The sequence below is a fragment of the Streptomyces sp. NBC_00667 genome (assembly GCF_036226825.1).
GTDB lineage: Bacteria > Actinomycetota > Actinomycetes > Streptomycetales > Streptomycetaceae > Streptomyces.
Window position 1 is genome coordinate 2077391 of the sequence record NZ_CP109022.1, and the last position, 19894, is coordinate 2097284.

The following is a 19894-nucleotide window of genomic DNA, read 5'->3' on the forward strand; positions in this document are numbered from 1 at the left end:
GTCAGCGGTGGGCCGTCGCGCGGCCCAGCAGCAGGCAGACCAGGGTGGCCAGGGCGGCCGCGGCCGCGCCCGCCACCGCCAACTGCACCAGCCGCGGCGGCCCGGAACCGGTCAGCACGGCCAGGCTCTGCACGAACGCCGCCGAGGCGCAGACCACCGCGGCGGGCCGGACCGCCCCGAAGGACTGGAGCAGCAGCCCCGTCCACATGACGGCGCCCAGCAGCAGCAGCGTCGCCGCCCGCGCCCCGGTCAGGGTGGGAGCGCCGGGCCACAGCAGGGTCCCGCTCACGCCCAGCGCCAGCAGCACCGCCAGGTACCGGGCCAGGCAGCGGGCCAGGGTGACCAGCATCCGGCGCCGGAACGCCCGGGGCGAGCGGGCGGCCCGCAGCCCGGCGAGGCTGCCGCTGCGGAACCGGTGCAGCAGCCATTCGGCGGGGCCCATGCTGAGGGTGAGGGCCACCGCCGAGGGCGCGGCGACCGCCTCGGCGGGCCCCCCGGCGAGCACCTCCCCCAGAGCCGCGTACAGCACGAGCAGCCCGGTGCCCAGGCCGAAGACGCCGTACGGCACGGAGTCCGCGAGCCGGGGCCCGCGCGGCGCGTACTCCTCCTCGGCGCCGCGCAGCATCCGCCACCGCACGGGGCCCCCGCCCGGGCGGGCCCGCGTCCGCTCCCGGACCCGCCCGGCGAGGGCCCGTACCCCCTCGGCCAGCGGCAGTTCGCGTACGGCCAGGGCGCAGGCGGCCAGCAGGGACACCACCAGCAGGGTCACCCGCACCCTGACGGGCAGGTCGGTGAAGAGGACGAGCACCGCCCCGGCGGCCATCGGGGCGAGCGCGGCGAGCAGCACCCGCTCCCGGCCGAGGACCAGCAGGACGGTGGCCGCGCCGACGTACAGCGCCTGCCCGGCGGCGAACGCGTAGGAGAACGGCGGCCCGCCGGGCACCGCCAGGGCGGCGGCGGTGCCCAGCAGTGCCCCGGCGGGGGCCCCGGCGAGCAGGGTCCGCCCGGCGGCGGCCCGGTCGCCGAGGCCGAGCCAGGAGTAGGCCCGGTGGGACAGGGTCTGGTCCCACACCCAGCCGATCAGGGCGCCGGCGAGCAGGGTGAGCGTCCCGGCGGGCAGGCCGAGCCGGTCCGGCGGCCCTTCCAGCAGGGGGGCGCCGAGCAGGTAGGCGAGGCCGGGCAGGGCGAAGATCACCCCGCGCAGGAGGCAGGCGGTGAGGGAGACCTTCCAGGGGTCGGGGGTGCTGCGGGGCTCGGGGAAGGAGCGGGGCACCCGGGCGTAGAGCTCCTCCGCGAGCGCGAAGGAGTCGTGGCGGCCGTAGGTCAGGCGGATGTACTCATCGTTCATCCCGTCGGATTCGAGGATGGCGGCGATCTCGTCGGGATGGACGGCGGCGGCGATGAACTCGTCGAAGCGTTCGACGAGTTCATCCATCGGGTCGGCGGCGGCCGTGGCCGTCCGCCGGGGGCGGGGGATGGCGGGCAGGGTGTTGCCGCCGGGCACTTTGAGCCACAGGGATCCGCTCACCACGGGTTCCCTTCGGCGGCGAGCTCCCGGTACCAGGGGTCGGCCAGGCGCTGGGTCCAGTCGTCGCCCGGGTGGACCGGCAGGACGGGCTGGCCCGCGAGTTCCCGGTAGATGTGGCGGAACCCGTCCACGGACTGGTGGAGGGTGAACTTCTCCACGACCCGTTTGCGGGACAGCCGGCCGAGTTCGGCGCGGCGCACGTCGTCGCGGAGCAGGGCGAGGGTGGCGCGTGCCATGGTCTCGGGTTCGCGGGGCGGGACGACCAGCCCGGTGTCGCCGACGGCCTCGCGCACTCCGCCGACGTCGGTGGAGACGGTGGTGCGGCCGCAGGACATGGCTTCGATGATGCTGAACGGGAAGCCCTCGCTGATGGAGGAGAGCATGACGACCGAGCCGGCCGCGTAGGCCTGGGCGACCTGCGCGATGCGGCCCTCGAAGGTGACGCCGTCGGACACCCCGATTTCGGCGGCGAGCTTCTCCAGGCGCAGCTTGTAGTCCTCGCAGCCGGCCGGGACCGGGCCGAAGAGGCGCAACCGCAGGGCGGGGATCTCCTGTCGCATGAACGCGTAGGCGCGGATGAGGGTTTCGAGGTCCTTGATGGGGTCGACGCGGCCGCACCAGCTGAGGGTGGGCACCTCGGGTTCGGGGCCGGCCTCGGGGAAGGCGTGCGGGTCGACGCCGTTGTAGACGGTGCGGATGCGGTCGGAGGCGGCGCCTCCGCGCTCTTCCCAGCGGCGGTTGTACTGGTTGCAGGGGGTGATCAGGTCGGCCTGCCGGTAGCCCTCGGTGTTCAGCTCCCGGTAGAAGCCGAGCAGGAGGGCCTTGACCGGCCAGCGTTGTTCGGCGGTGCGGTAGCCGAGGTAGCGCTCGCGCAGGTAGATGCCGTGCTCGGTGAGCAGGAAGGGCACCTGGTCGAGGTGTTTCGCGGCGAGCGCCGGCAAGGTGGCGAGGCCGCTGCTGACGGCGTGGGAGACGCTGTCGCGCGGGATGCGGACCCCGAGCGGGCGCAGCGCGTGTTCCAGCAGGTCGGTGGCGGTCAGCGCGTCGTGGATGGTGGGCTCGGCCGCGGCGGTGCCCGTGCCCGGGCGGGTCCACAGGTCCATCAGCAGCCGCAGGACGGACTCGGAGCGCAGGGCGGGGGCGAGGCGGCCGGAGCGGGCCAGCAGGGCCAGTTCGCGCAGGGCTTCGGAGAATCCGCCGCGCGCGGGGTCGAGCATCGACAGCAGGAAGGCTTCGTAGGTGTCGGTGAAGCGGCGCCGGGCCTTGCCGCGCAGGGCCGCGCGGAGCGTGCGGGGCGGCGGCGGGCCCCAGAGCGGCACGGCGGTGTGCCGGTAGACGTTGCGGGGCAGTTCCCAGGTGACCGGCTCGCGTCCGGAGCCGGTCAGGGCTATGACGTTGAAGTCGACCTCCGGCATTCCCCGGACCAGCTGGTCGCACCAGGTGCTGACGCCCCCGTGGACGTGCGGGTAGGTGCCTTCGGTGAGCATGGTGACGTGACGCCCATGGCTCATGCGGTGTGTCCCCCCAGGACGGAAAAGGGGCCGGCGCCCGTGGTTCGCGGAGCGCCGGCGCAAGGTGATGCTGCGTACGCGGGTGAGTGGAGCGGTTCCGGCCGGGCGTACGGCCGGGGCGGCCGTCAGGCCAGCTTGAGCGTGACCGCCGACTGGAGGAGCTCCGGGGACGTCCACGCGGAGCGGGTGCCGGCGTACGCGGTGCCGAAGTCCGCGGTGCCGAGCAGGAGCTGCTTCTTGGTCCCGGCGGGCGCCGTGACGGGTGCGACCACGCCCGAGGGCGCCTTGACGGTGACGTCCTTGCCGATGCGGTAGGCGGTGACCTTGTTGGCGGCGAGGGCGGCGTCCCAGGCGGCGCGGCGGCCGAGCTCGACGCCGCTGTCCTTCATGCTCTGGTTCACGAGCGGGGCGCTGGGGGCGTACAGGGTGCGGTAGGTGTCGAGGACCTGGTTGAGGACCGGGTAGAGGGTGCGGTCCTCGGCGAGGTTGGACTGGTGGACGTAGTGCGGGCGCGGGTCGTTGTTCAGGACGTGGCGCAGGGCGGTGCGGGCCTCGGCGGGGACGATGTAGTCGAGGTAGCCGGTGGCGGCGTCGAGCGGCGCGGGCAGGCAGGTGGAGGTCGCCGGGTTGTCCTCGCAGGCGCCGCTGCCGCCCTGGGCGCGGCTGGTGTAGATCCAGTTGTACTCGTCGGCCATCTCCGCGTTGGTGCCCGTGTTGTAGTACACGTTCATCGGGTAGCGGGGGACGGTCAGGGCGGCGCCGACCGCGCGCTGCCCGGGCTCGCGCGAGCTGTCGCTGCCGGCCCACTTGATCCCGTTGTCGGCGAAAGCGCCCGCCAGGTTCGGGTTGTCGACCGTCTGCTGCGGCAGGGTCTTGAGGCCGGAGTGCTCGCCGGTGACGATCTCGGAGCGGTCGGTGGTGATGCCCTTGGAGGCGGCCCAGTTGTTGTTGTCGCGGATCTGGGCGGAGATGTCGGCGCGGCTCATCCAGTTGATGGCGCCCTGGGCGTTCTTCGTGCAGGTCCAGGGGACGGTGGTGACGTCCTGGACGCAGCCGAGGAAGGGGTGGGTGTAGGTGTGGTTCATCCAGCGGAACTGGGCCCGGTCGGCGACGAGCTGTGCGGTCAGGGCGTCGGTGCCGCCGTTCTCCGTCTTCCACTCCTCCCCGGCGCCGGCGTTGAAGAGCATGTCGAGCTTGAAGTTCTTGCTCTTCTGCCACTGCACCGCGTACTGGGCGTCGGCAGCGCTCATCCGGATGGTGCTCTCCTTGCCCTCGCCGCCCGCGCAGGCGTAGTCGCCCGGCGTGCAGTTGAGGGCCCGGTCCCAGCGGGCGTCCGGGGCGAAGACGTCGTCGACGTGGACGGCGAAGTAGTTGCGCTCCTGGCCGAGGTGGACGCCCTGGGTCAGCCATTCGACGATGCCCCGGGCCAGCAGCCGGAACTGCTGCTGGTACTGGTTGTAGCCGAAGGTGACGACCAGTTCGCTGCGCCCGTCGTGGGCGTACTCGCCGAGCAGCGAGGCGCGTCCCGATCCGACGGGGGCGTCGAGGTAGCTGGTGTAGCCGGTGCGGGGCTTGGCGATGAACCCGTAGCTCTCCGGGATCAGCGGCGAGTTGTCCTCGAAGGCGACCAGTCCCCCGAGGTAGCCGAACGGGCCGGCCTTGCCCGCTGCGGTGACGGCCGCCTGGGTGCCGTCGAGGGTGCCGCCGTAGCCGCCGTTGTCGGTGTATTCCAGGCCGACTTCGGGGTGCGCCCAGGTGTAGGCGTCCACCTGGCGGATGCCGTACGCCGTCTCGTAGGCGGTGAGCGCGGCGGACTCGGCGGAACCCGCGCCGAAGGGGTTCTCGTTGGGCAGGACGACACCCTGGAACTTGGCGCGCGGCCGGCCGTCGACGGTGTCGCTCAGGAAGGCCGCGTCGATGACCGGGCGGCTGCTGCTGCCCAGGTCGACGCGGGTGTAGGGGACTCCGGTGTCCCGGAGTTCGGCGGTGATCGCCGCGACCGAGCTGCCGCCGTCGTCGACGACCAGCACCCTCAGGTCGATGCGCGGTACGACGGTGGCCGCCTGGGCGGTCGCCGCGGGCACCGCCACGGACATCAGCGCTGTCGCGGCCATCGCCGCCGCGAGCCTGTTCATCCGGTTCTTGCTCTTGCTGACCATTTCGGCCTTCCCCCCGCAGGCTCCCTCGGCGACGGCCATGGCGGACGGCCGACCGGGGAGGCTCTGTGGAAATCATGCAAAGGGACCCCACGCCCCCTTGCGAGAGTGGGTCGAGTCTCTAGGACCTCGTCAGGTCTAAAGCGCAAACCTGGAACAGAGACCACAGATGGGTGAACCTGTCAGTGGTCCCGTCGAACAACTTGCCAAACCTTCGAGTGACGTACGGACGACCGCGTACGCGTAGGCTCGTTTCCGGGTGCCGCCGCGCCCGAATACGATCGCTGCGGAGCGGCCGGCGACCCTGACGCGACCGCAGCGCACACATACACAAACGGAAGCGAGACTTCACCACCGTGACTGCTCTGACTCTCAGCACTGCCGGCGCGGCGACGCTCCGCGCCGACGCCCTCGTGGTCGGCGTGGCGAAGGGCCCGAAGGGGCCCGTCGTCGCCGCGGGCGCCGAGGCCGTGGACAAGGCGTTCGACGGAAAGCTGGCCGCCGTGCTCGACGCCATGGGCGCCTCGGGCGCCGAAGGCGAGGTCACCAAGCTGCCCGCGCCCGCCGGCGTCAAGGTCCCGGTCGTGCTGGCCGTCGGGCTCGGCTCCGTACCGGAGCAGGACGAGTCGTACGACGAGGAGGCCCTGCGCCGCGCCGCCGGCGCTGCCGCCCGCGCCCTGCACGGCACGAAGAAGGCCGCCTTCGCCCTTCCCCTGGACGACGCCTCCGCCGTCACCGCCGTCGCCGAGGGCGCGCTGCTCGGCGCGTACGCCTTCACCGCCTACCAGGGCGGCGAGGACAAGGTCGCGAAGAGCGGTGCGAAGAACGGCGGCCCGAAGCAGCCGCTGGCCGAGGTCGTCCTGCTCGGCGCCAAGCCGCGCGACAAGGAACACAAGGCCGCCGCCGAGCGCGCCACCGTCGTCGCGACCGAGGTCAACATCGCTCGCGACCTGGTCAACACCCCGCCGAACGACCTCACCCCCGAGGCCTTCGCCGCCGTCGCCACCGCGACCGCGAAGGAGAACGGCGTCAAGGTCCAGGTGCTGGACGAGAAGGCCCTGGTCAAGGGCGGCTTCGGCGGCATCATGGGCGTCGGCAAGGGCTCCGAGAACCCGCCGCGGCTGGTCAAGCTGTCCTACACCCACCCCAAGGCGGAGAAGACCCTCGCCTTCGTCGGCAAGGGCATCACCTACGACTCGGGCGGCATCTCCCTCAAGCCGGCCGGCCACAACGAGACGATGAAGTGCGACATGGCCGGCGCCGCCGCCGTCTTCGCCTCCGTCGTCGCGGCCGCCAAGCTGGGCCTCCAGGTCAACGTCACCGGCTGGCTCGCGCTCGCCGAGAACATGCCCTCCGGCTCCGCCACCAAGCCCGGTGACGTGCTGCGCATGTACAGCGGCAAGACCGTCGAGGTCCTCAACACCGACGCCGAGGGCCGCCTGGTCCTGGGTGACGCGCTGACCCGCGCCAGCGAGGAGAACCCGGACGCGATCGTCGACGTCGCGACCCTGACCGGCGCGATGGTGCTGGCGCTGGGCGACCGCACCTTCGGGATCATGGCGAACGACGACGCCTTCCGCACCTCGATCCACGAGATCGCGGAGGAGGTCGGCGAGGCCGCCTGGCCGATGCCGCTCCCCGAGGACCTGCGCAAGACCATGGACTCCCCCACCGCCGACATCGCCAACATGGGTGTCCGCATGGGCGGCGGCCTGGTGGCCGGCCTCTTCCTCCAGGAGTTCGTCGGCGAGGGCATCACCTGGGCCCACCTCGACATCGCGGGCCCCGCCTTCCACGAGGGCGCCCCGTACGGCTACACCCCCAAGGGCGGCACCGGCTCGGCCGTGCGCACCCTGGTGCGGCTGGCCGAGCGCACCGCGACGGGCGACCTCGGCTGACGCCACCGCCTCGTGCTCACGCGCCCCGGGACCCGGACGAGGTCCCGGGGCGCGTTCGCTGTGGACGTAATCTCGACGATCAGTAGTTTTCTACGCACTGGTAACCCCGATTCCGGCGGAACGGCCGTTCCCAGCCGGGGCCCGGCGTCCCGCGTTCCCCCGACAAATGCGAAGATGGGTTCTCGGCAGGACAGGGCCCCCACCACAGGGCCGAAGAAACAAGCGGCCGAATACCAGCCGCCGCCCGGTCACAGAGGACCGGTGCCCGGCGCACATGCATGGAGGACGTGACGTGGCGAACGACGCCAGCACCGTTTTCGACCTAGTGATCCTCGGCGGTGGCAGTGGCGGTTACGCCGCGGCGCTGCGCGCCTCCCAGCTGGGTCTCGACGTTGCGCTGATCGAGAAGAACAAGCTCGGTGGCACCTGCCTGCACAACGGCTGCATCCCCACGAAGGCTCTGCTGCACGCCGGTGAGATCGCGGACCAGGCGCGCGAAGCCGCTCAGTTCGGTGTCAAGGCCTCTTTCGAGGGCATCGACATCGCGGGCGTGCACAAGTACAAGGACGACGTCATCTCGGGCCTGTACAAGGGCCTGCAGGGTCTCGTCGCCTCCCGCAAGGTGACGTACATCGAGGGTGAGGGCCGTCTCTCCTCCCCGACGTCCGTCGATGTGAACGGTCAGCGCGTCCAGGGCCGTCACGTCCTGCTGGCGACCGGCTCCGTGCCGAAGTCGCTCCCGGGCCTGAACATCGACGGCAACCGCATCATCTCCTCGGACCACGCGCTGGTCCTGGACCGCGTGCCCGAGTCCGCGATCATCCTGGGCGGCGGCGTGATCGGCGTCGAGTTCGCCTCGGCGTGGAAGTCCTTCGGTACCGACGTCACCGTCATCGAGGGCCTCAAGCACCTCGTGCCGGTCGAGGACGAGAACAGCTCCAAGCTCCTGGAGCGCGCGTTCCGCAAGCGCGGCATCAAGTTCAACCTGGGCACCTTCTTCGACAAGGCCGAGTACACCGAGAACGGTGTGCGCGTCACCCTCGCCGACGGCAAGACCTTCGAGGCCGAGGTGCTGCTGGTCGCCATCGGCCGCGGCCCGGTCTCGCAGGGCCTGGGCTACGAGGAGCAGGGCGTCGCGATGGACCGCGGCTACGTCCTGGTCGACGAGTACATGCAGACCAACGTGCCGACCATCTCGGCCGTCGGTGACCTCGTCCCGACCCTCCAGCTCGCGCACGTCGGCTTCGCCGAGGGCATCCTGGTGGCGGAGCGCCTGGCCGGTCTCAAGACCGTCCCGATCGACTACGACGGCGTTCCCCGCGTCACCTACTGCCACCCCGAGGTCGCCTCCGTCGGTATCACCGAGGCCAAGGCCAAGGAGATCTACGGTGCGGACAAGGTCGTGGCCCTGAAGTACAACCTGGCCGGCAACGGCAAGAGCAAGATCCTCAAGACCGCGGGCGAGATCAAGCTGGTCCAGGTCAAGGACGGTGCCGTGGTCGGCGTCCACATGGTCGGTGACCGGATGGGCGAGCAGGTCGGCGAAGCCCAGCTGATCTACAACTGGGAGGCCCTGCCGGCCGAGGTCGCGCAGCTCATCCACGCGCACCCGACCCAGAACGAAGCGCTCGGCGAGGCCCACCTGGCCCTGGCCGGCAAGCCGCTCCACTCCCACGACTGATCGTCACGGGCGCGACGACCACTTCCGCACTTTCGTTAGGAGCAACTGAAACCATGCCGGTTTCCGTAACCCTTCCGGCGCTCGGAGAGAGCGTGTCCGAGGGCACTGTCACCCGTTGGCTCAAGGCCGAGGGCGAGCGCGTCGAGGCCGACGAGCCGCTGCTCGAAGTCTCGACCGACAAGGTCGACACCGAGATCCCGTCCCCCGTCGCCGGCATCCTGGCCTCCATCAAGGTCGCCGAGGACGAGACCGTCGAGGTCGGCGCCGAGCTGGCCGTCATCGACGACGGCTCGGGCGCGCCGGCCGAGGCTGCCGCTCCGGCCGCCGAGACCGCCGCCCCGGCCGCCGAGGCCGCCGCTCCGGCGCCGGAGGCCCCGCAGGCCGCCCCGTCGACCGAGGTCGAGACCCCGGCTCCGGCCCCGACGGCCGAGGCGGCCGCCGGTGGCGGTTCCGCCGAGGGCACCGATGTCGTGCTGCCCGCGCTGGGCGAGTCCGTCACCGAGGGCACCGTCACCCGCTGGCTCAAGCAGGTCGGCGAGTCCGTCGAGGCCGACGAGCCGCTGCTCGAGGTCTCCACGGACAAGGTCGACACCGAGATCCCCGCGCCGGTCTCCGGCACCCTGCTGGAGATCCTGGTCGGCGAGGACGAGACCGCCGAGGTCGGCGCGCGTCTGGCCGTCATCGGCGTCGCCGGTGCCGCCCCGGCCGCTGCCCCGGCTCCGGCCGCTCCGGCCCCGGCCGCTGCACCGGCTCCGGCCGCTGCTCCGGCGCCCGCCCCGGCCCCCGTGGCCGCACCGGCTCCGGCTGCCCCGGCTCCGGCTGCCCCGGCTCCGGTCGCCGCTCCGGCTCCGGCTCCGGCTCCGGTCGCCACCCCCGCCCCCGCCGCCCCGGCCCAGGCCGGTGACGAGGGCGCGTACGTGACCCCGCTGGTGCGCAAGCTCGCTTCGGAGTCCGGCGTCAACCTGTCCACGGTCTCGGGCACCGGTGTCGGTGGCCGCATCCGCAAGCAGGACGTCCTGGCCGCCGCCGAGGCCGCCAAGGCCGCCGCCGCCCCGGCCCCGGTTGCCGCCGCTGCCGCCCCGGCCGCCACCCAGGCCCCGGCCGCGGTGTCGGAGCTGCGCGGTCAGACGGTCAAGATGACCCGCATGCGCAAGGTCATCGGCGACAACATGATGAAGGCCCTGCACTCGCAGGCGCAGCTCAGCTCCGTGGTCGAGGTGGACGTCACCAAGATCATGAAGCTGCGGGAGAAGGCCAAGGCCTCCTTCCAGGCCCGTGAGGGCGTCAAGCTCTCGCCGATGCCGTTCTTCGTCAAGGCCGCCGCCCAGGCGCTCAAGGCCCACGCGGTCGTCAACGCCCGGATCAACGACGACGAGGGCACCATCACCTACTTCGACTCGGAGAACATCGGCATCGCCGTGGACTCCGAGAAGGGCCTGATGACCCCGGTCATCAAGGGTGCCGGTGACCTCAACCTGGCGGGCATCTCCAAGGCGACCGCCGACCTGGCCGCCAAGGTCCGCGGCAACAAGATCACGCCGGACGAGCTGTCGGGCGCGACCTTCACCATCAGCAACACCGGCTCGCGCGGTGCGCTGTTCGACACGGTCATCGTGCCGCCGAACCAGGTCGCCATCCTGGGCATCGGTGCCACCGTCAAGCGTCCGATGGTCATCGAGACCCCCGAGGGCACCGTCGTCGGCGTCCGCGACATGACGTACCTGACCCTGTCCTACGACCACCGCCTGGTGGACGGCGCGGACGCGGCCCGGTACCTGTCGGCCGTCAAGGCCATCCTCGAGGCCGGCGAGTTCGAGGTCGAGCTCGGCCTGTAGGGCCGGCCGCGGCGGTAGCCGCACAGCTGTCGCGCACGGCGCCCCCGTCCGGAACCTTCCGGGCGGGGGCGCCGTCGTCGGTGCGGGCGCCGCCCGTGCCCCGTGCCCGCGCTGTAACCAGCCTCACCCCGGGTCCCTGACCAGGAACGCTTCGCGTCGGCCGACACGGCCGTATTGTCTACGCATCAGCCCCGCGCGCCCCCAGGAGATGAAGCGCCGATGATCACCCCACCCGTCGTGCACTCGCTGCGCGAGCAGATCCGCGAGCACATCGTGGAGGGGATCGTCAGCGGCCGCTGGAAGCCCGGCGAGCGGATCGTCGAGCGGCGGATCGCCGTCGAGCTGGAGGTCAGCCAGACGCCCGTCCGCGAGGCCCTGCGCGAGCTGGAGACGCTGCGGCTGATCGAGTCGGCGCCGAACAAGGGCGTCCGCGTGCGCAACCTCTCCGCCGCCGACCTGGAGGAGATCTATCCGGTCCGGGCCGGCCTGGAGCAGATCGCGGCCGAGCTGGCGGCGCCGCGGCTGGCGGCGGACTGCACGGCGCTGGAGCCGCACGTGGCGGCCCTGTGGGAGGCGGACCGGGCCGAGGACGGAACGGCGCAGGTGCGGCACACGGTGGGCTTCCACCGCGAGCTGGTGCGGGCCGCCGGCAACAGCGTGCTGCTGCACACCTGGGAGAGCCTGGGCATCGAGGTCTTCACGGCCCTGTCCATCCGGTGGCTGGGTACGGTGCAGAAGTCGTACGCGGAGGAGCACGCGGCCCTCGTGGAGGCCTTCCGCAATCAGGATCCGGACATCGGCGTCCTGGTGAAGCGGCACGTCCTGGGGTGCGCGCCGCGAGCCTGACGGGTCGGCTTGTCCGGTTTTGCCCGGCACCGGGTGCCCATTTTCATGGCACCCGGTGCCGACTTTCGCCGGATCGACATTTCTTCGCCACTTTCGTTTGATCGATCATCGATCAGCGATTTACAGTCATCGCGGACCCCACCCGGGTCCGCCGACCCTGTCCTGCCCGTCAGGGATTTTCTTCACCACCTCTCCTTTGTCCGGAAGGCGGCGCACACCGATGTCCGACCCCGTAGGAAAGCTTCCGAGCGAGCTCGACCAGCTCCCGGACCGCGACACCGAGGAGACCGCCGAATGGGCGGCCTCCCTCGACGCCGTCGCCAAGGCCGCCGGTACGCGCCGCGCCGAATACCTGCTCCGCCGCACCCTCCAGCACGCCGAGGCCGCCGGCCTCGCCCTGCCGAAGCTGCTGGAGACGGACTACGTCAACACCATCCCCACCTCCGCGGAGCCCGAGTTCCCCGGTGACATGGAGATGGAAGCCAAGATCACCGCCTGGAACCGCTGGAACGCGGCCGCCATGGTGACCCGCGGCTCCAAGTACGGCGTCGGCGGCCACATCGCCACCTTCGCCTCGGCGGCCTGGCTCTACGAGACCGGCTTCCAGCACTTCTTCCGCGGGAAGGAGGCCGACGGATCGGGCGACCAGCTCTACATCCAGGGCCACGCCTCCCCCGGCATCTACGCCCGCGCCTTCCTCGACGGACGGGTCTCCGAGCAGCAGCTCGACAACTTCCGCCAGGAGTCCGGCGGCAACGGCCTGCCGTCCTACCCGCACCCGCGGCGCCTGCCCTGGCTGTGGGAGTTCCCGACGGTGTCCATGGGCCTCGGCCCGCTCTCCGCGATCTACCAGGCGCGCTTCAACCGCTACCTGCAGAACCGCAGCATCAAGGACACCGCCAACTCGCACGTCTGGGCCTTCCTCGGCGACGGCGAGATGGACGAGCCCGAGTCGACCGCCGCCCTGGCCCTGGCCTCCCGCGAGCAGCTCGACAACCTGACCTTCGTCATCAACTGCAACCTGCAGCGCCTCGACGGTCCGGTCCGCGCCAACTTCCGCGTCGTCCAGGAGCTGGAGGCCCAGTTCCGCGGCGCCGGCTGGAACGTCATCAAGTCCCTGTGGGGCTCCGCCTGGGACGAGCTCTTCCAGCTCGACACCACGGGCGCCCTGGTACGCCGCCTGCGCGAGGTACCGGACGCGCAGTTCCAGACGTACGCGACCCGCGACGTGGCCTACATCCGCCAGCACTTCTTCGGCGCCAACGCCGAGCTCGTGCAGCTGGCGGCCGTACTGACCGACGCGAAGATCGCCGAGTGCTTCCACAGCTCCCGCGGCGGCCACGAGCCCCGCAAGGTGTACGCCGCGTACAAGGCCGCCCTGGAGCACAAGGGCGCGCCGACCGTCATCCTCGCGCAGACCGTCAAGGGCTACACGCTGGGCGCCGGGTTCGAGTCGAAGAACGCGAACCACCAGATGAAGAAGCTGACGATCGACGAGTTCAAGGACATGCGAGACCTCCTCGGCCTCCCGATCCCCGACAGCGCCTTCGCCGACGGCCAGGTCCCGTACGGGCACCCGGGCGCGGACAGCCCCGAGGTCCGCTACCTGAACGAGCGCCGCGCGGCCCTCGGCGGCCCGGCCCCCGCCCGCAAGGTCCACCACGTGGCCCTGCCCGCCCCGGCCGAGCGCTCCTTCGCCCCGCTGCTCAAGGGCTCCGGCAAGCAGGAGATGGCCACCACCATGGCCTTCGTCCGGCTCGTCAAGGACCTGATGCGGGACAAGGAGACCGGCAAGCGCTGGGTGCCGATCGTCCCCGACGAGGCCCGCACCTTCGGTATGGAGTCCCTCTTCCCGTCGGCCGGCATCTACTCGCCGCTGGGCCAGACGTACGAGCCGGTCGACCGCGACCAGCTCATGTACTACAAGGAAGCCAAGGACGGCCAGATCCTCAACGAGGGGATCACCGAGGCCGGCGCCATGGCCGACTTCATCGCCGCCTGCACGTCGTACGCGACGCACGGCGAGCCGATGATCCCGTTCTACATCTTCTACTCGATGTTCGGCTGGCAGCGCACCGCCGACCAGATGTGGCAGCTCGCCGACCAGCTCGGCAAGGGCTTCATCGTCGGCGCCACCGCCGGGCGCACCACGCTGACCGGTGAGGGCCTCCAGCACGCGGACGGCCACTCGCACCTGATCGCGTCCACGAACCCGGCGTCGCTGAACTACGACCCGGCCTTCGCGTACGAGATCGCGGTGATCGTCAAGGACGGTCTGCGCCGCATGTACGGCGAGAAGCCGGAAGACGTCTTCTACTACCTGACGGTCTACAACGAGCCGAAGGTCCAGCCGGCCATGCCGGAGGGCGTCGAAGAGGGCATCCTCAAGGGCCTGTACCGCTTCAACACGGCCTCTTCGCTGGAGTCCGCCCCGGCGGCCGACGCCCCGAAGATCCAGCTGATGGCCTCGGGTACGGCGATCCACTGGGCCCTGGAGGCGCAGCAGCTGCTCGCCGCCGACTGGAACGTGGCCGCCGACGTCTGGTCCGCCACCTCCTGGGGCGAGCTGCGGCGCGACGCGCTGGAGTGCGACGAGGCGCTGCTGCGGGGCGAGATGCGCACTCCGTACGTCACCCGCGCGCTGGAGGGCGTCACCAGCCCGGTGCTGGCCGTCTCCGACTGGATGCGCCAGGTCCCGGACCAGATCAGCCAGTGGGTCGAGCAGGACTGGACCTCGCTGGGTACGGACGGCTTCGGCCTGTCCGACACCCGCGAGGGCGCCCGCCGCCACTTCGGTGTCGACGCGCAGTCGATCGTGGTGGCCGCACTGGCCCAGCTCGCCCGCCGCGGCGAGGTCCCGGCGTCCTCCATCAAGGAGGCCCGGGAGCGCTACGGCCTGTAGGCCCCGCGCGCCACGCCGGTGAGGCGGTCCGCCCCGTGGGGGGAGCGGACCGCCTCACGCCTTTTCCGTGGCCGGTTCTTGCGGCCACGCGAGGGGCGTTGACCGGCCTTTGGCCGTATGAGCGGTGGCGGCGCGGGGGTCGACCCGTGATGCTTGAGCCGTGATGGACGAGACGGAGTTCTGGGAGATCGTCGACAGTACCCGCGAGGCCGCCGAGGGCGACCCCGAGGAGCACGCCGAGCTGCTCGTGGAGCGCCTCGCGCAACTCGACCCGGACTCCGTGCTCGATTTCGCCCGGCACTTCGAGTCCCGGTACAACCGGGCGTACACCTGGGACCTGTGGGGCGCGGCCTGGGTGCTGCTCGACGGGGCCAGCGACGACGCGTTCGACTACTTCCGCTGCTGGCTGATCGGCCAGGGGCGGGAGGTCTTCGAGGGCGCGGTGCACGACCCGGACTCGCTGGCGGAGCTGCTGGGCGACTTCGACGAGGAGATCGACGGGGACGGCGAGGAGCTCGGGTACGCGGCCGACGAGGCGTACGAGCAGCTGACGGGCGCGGTGGCGCCGGACCTGGGCGTCGCGCTGCAACCGGCCGAGCCGGAGGGCGCGCCGCTGGACTTCGAGAACGAGGCCGTGCTCGCGGAGCGCTTCCCCCGGCTGTGGGACCGGTTCAGGGGCTGACGGACGGGGCTGACGGCCTAGTAGTGGGTGCCGCCGTCGATACGGATCTCCGTACCCGTGATGAAGGCGCCGTCCTGGGAACCCAGCATCGCGACGACGCCGGCCACGGTCTGCGGGCCGGCGAAGCCCTGGCCGAGGGCCGGGGCGAGCTTGGTGAACAGGCTCCAGTCGGTGTCCTCGGGCAGGCCGGGGCCGGTGCCGGTGGTCATGCCGCTCTCGATGGAGCCGGGGGCGACGGAGACGAAGCGCAGGCCCTGCTTGCTGTACTCGGCGGCGAGGGCGTGGGTCATGGACTGGATGCCGCCCTTGCTGGCCGCGTAGGCGGACATGTAGGGGTGCGCGAAGGACGCCGAGGTCGAGCTGAAGTTGACGACGACCGGCTGGTCGCCCTCCAGCAGGGCCGGGAGGGACTCGCGGATCATCAGGAAGGTGCCGGTCAGGTTGACCGCGATGACCTTGTTCCAGAAGTCGAGGGTGGTCTGGTGGGTGTGCGCGGAGCGCAGGATGCCCGCCGCGTTGACCAGGACGTCCAGCCCGCCCAGCGCGCCGACGCCGGCGGTGACACCCGTCCTGACCGACTGCTCGTCGGATATGTCCAGTACGGCGGTGGTCAGGCGGTCCGCGTGCCCGTCGGCGGCCGCCTGCTCTGCGGTGACCTTGAGGCCGGCTTCGTTGACGTCCACGGTGTGGACGCGGCCGCCCTCGGCGAGGATGCGGTGGACGGTGGCCCGGCCGATGCCGGAGCCGCCGCCGGTGATGAGGACACGACGTCCTTCGTAACGGTTCATGGGAGGCAGCGTACTCCTGCCATGACACGTTTTGCCAGACTGTCAAAATGCGTAACCCGCTCGCACCCGGGCGGTAGGCTGCACTCGTGAGATCCCCTCGTCCGTACTCCCCCCAGGCCGGCCCCGCAGCGCAGTCGCTGACCGAGCGCCGGAAGGCGGCCACCCAGCTCGACATCGCCCGCGCCGCCTGCGAACTGTTCGCCGAGCACGGCCCGGACGGCACCACCGCCGAGGACATCGCCCACCGGGCCGGTGTGGCCCTGCGCACCTTCTACCGCTACTTCCGCAACAAGCAGGAGGCCGTGGCCCCGCTGCTCGCGGGCGGCGGCGACGCCTGGCGCGCCCTCCTCGCCGAGGAGGACCCCGGCACCCCCCTCGCCGAGGCCCTGGACCGCGCGGTGACCCGCTCGCTCAGCGACCTGCAGTCCATCGAGGAGGGCCTGGAGGTCACCCGCGGCCTGCTCCGCGCGGCGGCGACCGACGAGGCCCTGCGCGCCGTCTGGTACCGCGTGAACCAGGACTCCGAGGAACGCCTGCTCCCGGTCGTCTCCCGGCTCGCCGGCCCGGACGCCGACCCCGTGGAGATCCGCCTGCTGGCCGCCGCCGCGACCGACTCCATCCGGATCGCCCTGGAACTCTGGTCGGCGACCGACGCCCCCACCTCCGGCCCCGGCTCCCCCGCCGAACTCGCCGTCCGCTGCCTCCACGCCCTCACCGGTGCCATGCCCCTCCTGCGCTGATCCCCCGCCGCGCGGGCCCGGCCCGGGAACGGCGAAGCCCCGCCCCTCTCCGGAGAGAGTGGCGGGGCTTCGCTGCGCTCGCGCTGCTTCTTAGATGTCGAAGTACATCTCGAACTCGTGCGGGTGCGGACGCAGGGCGATCGGGGCGATCTCGTGCGTGCGCTTGTAGTCGATCCAGGTCTCGATCAGGTCGGGGGTGAAGACACCGCCGGCCAGGAGGTACTCGTGGTCCTCTTCCAGGGCCTTGAGGACCGCGTCCAGGCTGGTCGGGACCTGCGGGACGCTCGCGTGCTCGTCCGGGGAGAGCTCGTAGAGGTCCTTGTCGATCGGCTCCATCGGCTCGATCTTGTTCTTGACGCCGTCGAGGCCGGCCAGCAGCAAGGCCGCGAACGCCAGGTACGGGTTCGAGGACGGGTCCGGGGCGCGGAACTCGACGCGCTTGGCCTTCGGGTTCGAGCCGGTGATCGGGATGCGCATGGCCGCGGAGCGGTTGCGCTGCGAGTACACCATGTTGACCGGGGCCTCGAAGCCGGGCACCAGGCGGTGGTAGGAGTTCACCGTCGGGTTGGTGAACGCCAGCAGCGACGGGGCGTGCTTGAGGATGCCGCCGATGTAGTAGCGGGCGGTGTCCGACAGGCCCGCGTAGCCGGCCTCGTCGTAGAACAGCGGCTCGCCGCCGTTCCACAGTGACTGGTGGACGTGCATGCCCGAACCGTTGTCACCGAAGATCGGCTTCGGCATGAAGGTCGCGGTCTTGCCGTTGCGCCAGGCGACGTTCTTCACGATGTACTTGAAGAGCATCAGGTCGTCGGCCGCGGCCAGCAGCGTGTTGAACTTGTAGTTGATCTCGGCCTGGCCACCGGTGCCGACCTCGTGGTGCTGACGCTCGACCTGGAGGCCCTGGGCGTCGAGCTCCAGGGAGATCTCGGCGCGCAGGTCCGCGAAGTGGTCGACCGGGGCGACCGGGAAGTAGCCGCCCTTGTAGCGGACCTTGTAACCGCGGTTGTTCTCCTCGGAGCCGGTGTTCCAGGCGCCGGCCTCGGAGTCGATGTGGTAGAACGACTCGTTCGCGGTGGTGGCGAAGCGGACGCTGTCGAAGACGTAGAACTCCGCCTCGGGCCCGAAGTACGCGGTGTCGGCGATGCCGGTGGAGGCGAGGTACGCCTCGGCCTTCTTCGCGATGTTGCGCGGGTCGCGGCTGTAGGCCTCACCCGTGATCGGGTCGTGGATGAAGAAGTTGATGTTGAGCGTCTTGTCCTTGCGGAACGGGTCCAGACGCGCGGTGCTGATGTCGGCACGCAGGGCCATGTCGGACTCGTGGATGGCCTGGAAGCCGCGGATCGAGGAGCCGTCGAAGGCGAGCTCCTCCGCCGGGTCGAACGCCCGCGCCGGAATGGTGAAGTGCTGCATCACACCAGGCAGGTCGCAGAAGCGGACGTCGACGAACTTGACGTCGTTCTCCTCGATGTACTGCTTCACTTCGTCGGCGTTCTGGAACATCCAACTCCTCCTACTCCCGGCCCCGGGGCAGGGACGGGCTTTATAGCTCGTGGCGCGTCAGTGCGGTGCCGCACGCTGACCCGACCATAAGCACACGGGATTTCTCAAGCATGACCCATTTGTTTCGCACAAGTTAACCAGGGCCCCGTCCAGGTCGCATGGAGCGCCACCGGTACCGTGGTCGAGTGGACAACAGGCAAGCAATCGGATCCTGGCTCTCCGGCCCCCGCGCGGCCGCCGAGGAGATGGGCGTCGACTTCGGCTACCGCGGCCAGCGCCTCGGCCTGCCCCGGTCGGGGCCCGGCTCGGTGGCCCGTTTCGGACGCCGGCTCGGCGCCGTGGCCATCGACTGGGTCGGCTGCCAGCTGATCGCCTACGGGCTGATCACCCACGGCGACATGGCCGCCACCCGCAACTGGACCCTCGCCCTCTTCGTGACCCTGTCGTTCCTGACGGTCGCCACCGTGGGCTTCACCCCCGGCAAGCGGATCCTCGGCCTCCGGGTGACCGCGGAGGACGGCGGCCGCCTCGGCGTCCTGCGCGTCCTGCTCCGCACGGTCCTGCTGGCCCTCGTCATCCCGGCCCTGGTCTGGGACCGCGACGGCCGGGGCCTCCACGACCGCCTCTCCCGCGCCGTCCAGGTGCGCATGTAAGCGGATCGCATACGAAGCGGCGCCGGAACGACAGTGGGGCGCCCCCCGAACCGACCGGTTCGGGGGGCGCCCCACTTCGCGTGCGGGAAGGACCGCGCTCAGCGCATCTTTCCGCCGCGCGGCATGCGCATGCCCTTGGGCATGGGGCCCTTCGGCACCGGCATGTTGCTCATCAGGTCGCCCATGGCCCGCAGGCGGTCGTTGACCTGGGTGATCTGCGGGCCGGTCAGGACGCGCGGGAGCTTGAGCAGCGTCGTACGGACCTTCTTGAGCGGCACCTCGCCCTCACCGGTACCGACGATGAAGTCGTGGACCGGGACGTCGGGCAGGATCCGGGCCATCTTCCTCCGCTCGGCCGCGAGCAGGCTCTTGACCCGGTTCGGGTTGCCCTCGGCGATCAGCACCACACCGGCCTTGCCGACGGCCCGGTGGACGATGTCCTGGCTGCGGTTCATCGCGACGGCCGGGGTGGTCGTCCAGCCCCGTCCCACGTTGTCCAGTACGGCCGCGGCCGCGCCCGGCTGTCCCTCCATCTGCCCGAAGGCAGCCCGCTCGGCCCGTCGCCCGAAGACGATCGCCATCGCGAGGAACGCCACCAGGAAGCCCAGGATGCCCAGGTAGACCGGGTGGTCGATCAGGAAGCCGATCGCGAGAAAGACACCGAAGGTGACGATTCCCACGCCCGCGACGATCAGACCGACCTTCGGGTCGGCCTTGCGCGTCATCTTGTACGTCAGGGCGATCTGCTTCAGTCGCCCGGGGTTCGCAGCAGTCTCTGCGTTTGACTTCCTCGCCATAAGGCGAAGTTTACGTGGCCTGCGGGGTCCGGGTCGCCGCGGCCTCCAGTACGTGCTCGGTCTCGACGCGGTCCTTGGCCCTGCGGCGGTCTTCGAGGACGGCGGTCCACGCGTTGCGGCGGGCGCCGCTCATCAGCAGCGACTCGATGCCGCGGAAGGCGTCGGAGAAGGTCGGGATGGCGATGGCGCGTACGGGCGCGGCCTGCATGATGTCGATCCCTTTCACGGTGCTCACAGTGCTCACGGGACGGTGCTCACGGGTGGAGACGGCGTGCGTAGGTGTGTGCGGTGCGTGGACCAAGCGTCACTGAACGGTGTTACCAGGGCATGACCGGCCGGTCAAATGTGACCGACACGTTGTACAAGCCGACGCGGCC

15 protein-coding genes are annotated in these 19894 nt (G+C 71.1%); 8 read left to right on the forward strand and 7 right to left on the reverse strand.

The features are described 5' to 3' along the window. Position 1: 1 nt before the first annotated feature. From OHA81_RS09855 to OHA81_RS09865, 3 genes are all read right to left on the reverse strand, one after another. Entirely contained in the window at positions 2 to 1528 is a 1527-nt protein-coding gene (locus OHA81_RS09855; protein WP_329194700.1) for a hypothetical protein, read from the reverse strand. After that, the gene (gene pelF, locus OHA81_RS09860; RefSeq protein ID WP_329194701.1) at positions 1525 to 3039 is read right to left on the reverse strand and encodes a GT4 family glycosyltransferase PelF; all 1515 of its coding nucleotides are present in this window, start codon (positions 3037 to 3039) and stop codon (positions 1525 to 1527) included. The genes OHA81_RS09855 and pelF overlap by 4 nt, the downstream gene beginning before the upstream one ends. A gap of 125 nt (positions 3040 to 3164) precedes the next feature. Then, entirely contained in the window at positions 3165 to 5198 is a 2034-nt protein-coding gene (locus OHA81_RS09865) for a hypothetical protein (protein ID WP_329194703.1), read from the reverse strand. 353 nt (positions 5199 to 5551) lie between these two features. On the opposite strand from OHA81_RS09865, the gene OHA81_RS09870 reads away from it, so the two are divergent. From OHA81_RS09870 to OHA81_RS09895, 6 genes are all read left to right on the forward strand, one after another. Next, positions 5552 to 7093, forward strand: coding sequence for a leucyl aminopeptidase (locus OHA81_RS09870; protein ID WP_329194705.1), 1542 nt, complete (start codon positions 5552 to 5554; stop codon positions 7091 to 7093). A 292-nt stretch (positions 7094 to 7385) separates the two neighbouring features. Continuing rightward, on the forward strand, positions 7386 to 8774 hold the full coding sequence (lpdA, locus tag OHA81_RS09875; protein WP_136217365.1) for a dihydrolipoyl dehydrogenase: 1389 nt from the start codon (positions 7386 to 7388) through the stop codon (positions 8772 to 8774). A gap of 53 nt (positions 8775 to 8827) precedes the next feature. Continuing rightward, the gene (sucB, locus tag OHA81_RS09880) at positions 8828 to 10609 is read left to right on the forward strand and encodes a 2-oxoglutarate dehydrogenase, E2 component, dihydrolipoamide succinyltransferase (protein ID WP_329194707.1); all 1782 of its coding nucleotides are present in this window, start codon (positions 8828 to 8830) and stop codon (positions 10607 to 10609) included. A gap of 222 nt (positions 10610 to 10831) precedes the next feature. Next, on the forward strand, positions 10832 to 11455 hold the full coding sequence (locus tag OHA81_RS09885; protein WP_190182736.1) for a GntR family transcriptional regulator: 624 nt from the start codon (positions 10832 to 10834) through the stop codon (positions 11453 to 11455). Positions 11456 to 11675: 220 nt separating this feature from the next. Further along, entirely contained in the window at positions 11676 to 14357 is a 2682-nt protein-coding gene (gene aceE, locus OHA81_RS09890) for a pyruvate dehydrogenase (acetyl-transferring), homodimeric type (protein ID WP_329194708.1), read from the forward strand. A gap of 163 nt (positions 14358 to 14520) precedes the next feature. Further along, positions 14521 to 15039: a DUF4240 domain-containing protein gene (locus tag OHA81_RS09895; protein WP_329202141.1), complete on the forward strand. Its 519-nt coding sequence runs from the start codon at positions 14521 to 14523 to the stop codon at positions 15037 to 15039. Between the two features lie 17 nt (positions 15040 to 15056). Here OHA81_RS09895 and OHA81_RS09900 read toward each other — a convergent pair whose 3' ends face one another. Continuing rightward, the gene (locus OHA81_RS09900; protein ID WP_329194709.1) at positions 15057 to 15827 is read right to left on the reverse strand and encodes an SDR family NAD(P)-dependent oxidoreductase; all 771 of its coding nucleotides are present in this window, start codon (positions 15825 to 15827) and stop codon (positions 15057 to 15059) included. 86 nt (positions 15828 to 15913) lie between these two features. On the opposite strand from OHA81_RS09900, the gene OHA81_RS09905 reads away from it, so the two are divergent. Next, positions 15914 to 16567, forward strand: a complete 654-nt coding sequence (locus tag OHA81_RS09905) for a TetR/AcrR family transcriptional regulator (protein ID WP_329194710.1) — start codon at positions 15914 to 15916, stop codon at positions 16565 to 16567. Between the two features lie 90 nt (positions 16568 to 16657). Here the strand turns inward: OHA81_RS09905 and glnA are convergent, their stop codons facing one another. Next, positions 16658 to 18067, reverse strand: a complete 1410-nt coding sequence (gene glnA, locus OHA81_RS09910; protein ID WP_329194712.1) for a type I glutamate--ammonia ligase — start codon at positions 18065 to 18067, stop codon at positions 16658 to 16660. Between the two features lie 185 nt (positions 18068 to 18252). Here glnA and OHA81_RS09915 point away from each other — a divergent pair, with 185 nt between their 5' ends. Continuing rightward, positions 18253 to 18720 (forward strand): RDD family protein, encoded by a 468-nt coding sequence (locus tag OHA81_RS09915; protein ID WP_329194714.1) that lies wholly within the window; start codon positions 18253 to 18255, stop codon positions 18718 to 18720. 98 nt (positions 18721 to 18818) lie between these two features. Here OHA81_RS09915 and OHA81_RS09920 read toward each other — a convergent pair whose 3' ends face one another. Beyond that, complete coding sequence (locus tag OHA81_RS09920; protein ID WP_329194716.1) at positions 18819 to 19517, reverse strand: DUF4191 domain-containing protein; 699 nt, start codon at positions 19515 to 19517, stop codon at positions 18819 to 18821. A gap of 10 nt (positions 19518 to 19527) precedes the next feature. Next, positions 19528 to 19725, reverse strand: coding sequence for an SCO2195 family GlnR-regulated protein (locus OHA81_RS09925; protein WP_136215599.1), 198 nt, complete (start codon positions 19723 to 19725; stop codon positions 19528 to 19530). Positions 19726 to 19894 lie beyond the last annotated feature (169 nt).

Coding starts and splice junctions, on each gene's coding strand:
- OHA81_RS09865 (WP_329194703.1), bottom strand. CDS start 5,198: ATGGTCAGCAAGAGCAAGAACCGGATGAACAGGCTCGCGGCGGCGATG.
- aceE (WP_329194708.1), top strand. CDS start 11,676: ATGTCCGACCCCGTAGGAAAGCTTCCGAGCGAGCTCGACCAGCTCCCG.
- glnA (WP_329194712.1), bottom strand. CDS start 18,067: ATGTTCCAGAACGCCGACGAAGTGAAGCAGTACATCGAGGAGAACGAC.
- OHA81_RS09925 (WP_136215599.1), bottom strand. CDS start 19,725: ATGCAGGCCGCGCCCGTACGCGCCATCGCCATCCCGACCTTCTCCGAC.
- sucB (WP_329194707.1), top strand. CDS start 8,828: ATGCCGGTTTCCGTAACCCTTCCGGCGCTCGGAGAGAGCGTGTCCGAG.
- OHA81_RS09895 (WP_329202141.1), top strand. CDS start 14,521: ATGGACGAGACGGAGTTCTGGGAGATCGTCGACAGTACCCGCGAGGCC.
- pelF (WP_329194701.1), bottom strand. CDS start 3,039: ATGAGCCATGGGCGTCACGTCACCATGCTCACCGAAGGCACCTACCCG.
- OHA81_RS09900 (WP_329194709.1), bottom strand. CDS start 15,827: ATGAACCGTTACGAAGGACGTCGTGTCCTCATCACCGGCGGCGGCTCC.
- OHA81_RS09920 (WP_329194716.1), bottom strand. CDS start 19,517: ATGGCGAGGAAGTCAAACGCAGAGACTGCTGCGAACCCCGGGCGACTG.